This window comes from Leucobacter sp. M11 (genome assembly GCF_035726885.1).
GTDB lineage: Bacteria > Actinomycetota > Actinomycetes > Actinomycetales > Microbacteriaceae > JAPFRB01.
In genome coordinates this window covers 124345-127559 of sequence record NZ_JAPFRB010000001.1, presented here as the reverse complement: position 1 = coordinate 127559, position 3215 = coordinate 124345, and the positions used below count along the sequence as shown (strand labels likewise).

3 protein-coding genes, 1 tRNA gene and 1 pseudogene are annotated in these 3215 nt (G+C 68.6%); 4 read left to right on the top strand and 1 reads right to left on the bottom strand.

What is annotated here, in order from left to right:
• The 3 genes and pseudogenes from OOT08_RS00630 to OOT08_RS00620 all read left to right on the top strand — a co-directional run.
• Positions 1–282: pseudogene (locus OOT08_RS00630) on the top strand (ABC transporter ATP-binding protein); the annotation flags it as partial.
• 5 nt (positions 283–287) lie between these two features.
• Positions 288–1085 (top strand): hypothetical protein, encoded by a 798-nt coding sequence (locus OOT08_RS00625; RefSeq protein ID WP_325090660.1) that lies wholly within the window; start codon positions 288–290, stop codon positions 1083–1085.
• Positions 1082–1840, top strand: a complete 759-nt coding sequence (locus OOT08_RS00620) for a hypothetical protein (protein ID WP_325090659.1) — start codon at positions 1082–1084, stop codon at positions 1838–1840. Before OOT08_RS00625 ends, OOT08_RS00620 begins: the two co-directional genes overlap by 4 nt.
• A 276-nt stretch (positions 1841–2116) precedes the next feature.
• Here OOT08_RS00620 and OOT08_RS00615 read toward each other — a convergent pair.
• Positions 2117–2189: transfer RNA gene (locus tag OOT08_RS00615), tRNA-Arg, on the bottom strand.
• Between the two features lie 127 nt (positions 2190–2316).
• Here OOT08_RS00615 and OOT08_RS00610 point away from each other — a divergent pair.
• A partial coding sequence (locus OOT08_RS00610) for an MFS transporter (protein ID WP_325090658.1) occupies positions 2317–3215 on the top strand: 899 nt, incomplete at its 3' end.

The window sequence follows — 3215 nt, the reverse complement described above, 5'->3', positions numbered from 1 at the left end:
GAGCCGCGCATCCTGGTGCTGGACGAGCCGGTCAACGGCCTCGATCCCGAGGGCATCCGCACCGTGCGCACGTTCCTCCGCCGCTATGCCGACCAGGGCAATACGGTCCTGCTGTCGAGCCACCTCATGGGTGAGACCGCCGAGACCGTGGACGACATCGTGGTCATCAATCACGGACGCATCATTGCCGACGGCACCCTCGACCAGATCACCCAGGGCCACGGATCGCTCGAGGACGCCTTCTTTGCCCTCACCGGCAGCGAGCCCGGAACGAGCTGGTGATCGGCATGCTGAGCGTTCTTCGTTCCGAGTTCACGAAAATGCTCACGGTCCCCGGCACCTGGCTGGTCACCGCCGTGATCGTGCTGCTGTTCGGCTACGTGCAACAGGGCGCGTACGTCGACCACCTGGGCATGCTCGAGAGTGTTCAACAGGACGGCACGGCGACCACAGACCTGGGCATCGTGCAGGCCGCCCCCGAGATCCGTGGGTCGATCGGCATCACGATCATCAACTCGAGCCTGATCCTTCCCGTACTCGGGGCGGTGATGGCGGGCACCGAGTTCCGGGCCGGGCAGCTGGGACTGAGCCTGGTTTCGGTGCCGAACCGCACGCGCTTCGTCCTGGGCAAGGTGCTCGCGATCGCGCTCTACGCCGCTGGTCTTGCGATCGTGTTCATCGCAACCGCGCTGGTGTTGATCTTTCTGGCGATCAAAGACTGGGACACCGACCTGCTCTGGGACAGCTCGATGCTGGGAGAGATCGGGCGAGCGATCTTCGTGGTGGTGACCACCACGCTGATCGGAGCGACGATCACCCTGATCGCGCGTCGCACGCTCACCGGCATCATCGTCTCCATCTCGCTCCTCACCCTGACGTTTGCGCAGATCATCGCGATGATATCTCCGGTCGCCGACGCGCTCCTCCCATGGAGCGCGTCCCGCAACCTGCTGTTCCAAGATGCGGCGTTCCTGCCCGTGCCGGTCACGGGAACCGACGTGCAGGGGGCCCTCGTGCTCAGCGCATGGGCCGTTGCCGGGGTGATCGTTGCCGCGGTCCTCATCCGTCGGAGGGACGCCCGATGAATCCGACCGCCGCAACCCAGGCACCGACAATTCGGCGACGTGATGTGATCGCCGCGGAGATCACGAAGATCATCACCCACCCCGCCACGACGCTCATGCTCGCGATCACCCTGATCGCGAACATGTTCCTCGCCCTGATCGACGCCAGCGGGGTGCTGTTCTTCACCGGCGACGGCGTGGTGCCAGCACGGCTCTCCTCGTTCGGCATCGTGATGCTCGCCCCGCTCTACGCGTTCCTGGTCATCCCGGTCTGGGCGGCCGCGACCGAATACCACGGCGCACAACTCCGCATGAGCCTCGTGGCCACGCCGCGCCGGGCCGCGTTCGTGCTCGCGAAGCTCGCCGCACTGCTCCTGGTGTGCGTCGTCGCCGCAGCGATCGCGGTCGTCCCGGCGCGGCTGCTCATCGGAACCGCATTCGGCGTCCCCCCGGCCGAGCTCGTGCTGAACTGCGCACAATGGCTGGGCGTCTATGTGCTGATGTCCCTCATTGCTTTTGGCTTGGCAGGCATCCTGCGGAACACGGTCGCCCCCCTGGGGATCTTGATCGCGCTGCCCATCGTGGTGGCAACCGGCATCCTGCAGTGGCCGGAGGGCATCCAGTTCCTCCCCGACCAAGCCAGCCTGAGCCTCGTCGGAACACCCGCCTACGACGTCACCTGGCTCCCCCCGGGTGTGGCGGCCCTCACGCTGCTCGGCTGGGGGATGGTTGCCCTCACCGGCTCCGCCATCGCGGTCACCCGGCGTGACGCATAAGCGGCGCCCCGCTCCTGCGCGCAGGCACGCCGCGTCCGCGGCTCAGTCTCCCGGGCGACCGGGTGTGCTCCGGCGTCGGGACGGGCCTAGCCCCAATACGGGGCTGAGTCCCGTCGCGTAGCGGGCAGGGGAACTGGCGAGGCCGCTCGGCGCGGTCCTCGACGCGGAGCTGCGGCGTGGAGCGGAGGCGTGAAGGGGTCGGGAAACGGTGCGAGGGCTGGCGGTCGAACCGCGGCGCGCGCTCGCATGCCGCGGATTTGACCGTCGAAGACAGGGTGCCCCCGGCTGGACTCGAACCAGCGACCGACAGATTAGAAGGCTGTTGCTCTATCCACTGAGCTACGGAGGCGCGCAAACCAGTCTACCGGGAAGGGCCGGGGGATCGGGAATTGCCGCGCGGCCGGGCGACGCGGGCCCTGGCGCTGCCCGGACGCGCCGAGGCCCACGGCGCGACCCGGCGGGGTACCCTGGAGGGTATGCCCAAACCCTCTCTGCGTCAGCTTCCCTTCGAGGTCTGGGCACTCGTCGCCGGTGGCTTCGTCATCGCCCTCGGCTACGGCGTCGTTGCGCCCGTGCTGCCGCAGTTTGCCCGCGAATTCAACGTCTCCTTCACCGCGGCCAGCGCGATCGTCAGCGCCTTCGCCCTGATGCGATTGGTCTTCGCGCCCGCCGCGGGCTGGGTCGTCGGCAAGGTGGGGGAGCGGAAGACCTACATCGTCGGCCTGCTGATCGTCGCGGTGTCCACGGGGGCCTGCGCGCTCGCGGTGAACTACCCGCAGCTGCTCGTCCTGCGCTCCCTCGGCGGCATCGGCTCCACCATGTTCTCGATCGCGGCAACGGGGCTCCTCATTAAGGTGAGCCCGATCTGGGCCAGGGGCCGCGTCGCGAGCGTCAACGCGGCGGGCTTCCTCCTCGGGAACCTGCTCGGCCCGGTCCTCGGCGCGCTCGTCGCCGGGTGGGGCCTGCGTGCGCCCTTCGTGCTGTACTTTGTCACGCTCGTGCTCGCCGCCGTCGTGGTCGGCTTCTCCCTGCGAAACTCGGTGCACGTGCAGCCGGGCTCCGGCAACGGTGAGCCCGCCGGGCGGAGCCTGCGCGAAGCCCTTCGGCTCTCCCAGTACCGGGCGGTGCTGCTGTCCGGATTCGCCCACGGGTGGTCTTCCTTCGGGGTCCGCGTCTCCGTGATTCCGCTGTTCATCGGGGCCTCCCTCGGGGAGTCGGCGAGCGCCGCGGGCTGGGCACTGGCCGCCTACGCGGCGGGCAACGCCCTGTTCATCTTCCCCTCCGGACGGTGGAACGACACCGTGGGGCGCAAACCGATGATCCTCACGGGGCTGCTCCTCGCGGGGCTCTCCTTCGCGGTGCTGCCCTTCTCGAC

What these genes read in the sequence shown, in the direction of transcription:
- OOT08_RS00625 (WP_325090660.1), top strand. Translation starts at nt 288, where the DNA reads ATGCTGAGCGTTCTTCGTTCCGAGTTCACGAAAATGCTCACGGTCCCC.
- OOT08_RS00620 (WP_325090659.1), top strand. Translation starts at nt 1,082, where the DNA reads ATGAATCCGACCGCCGCAACCCAGGCACCGACAATTCGGCGACGTGAT.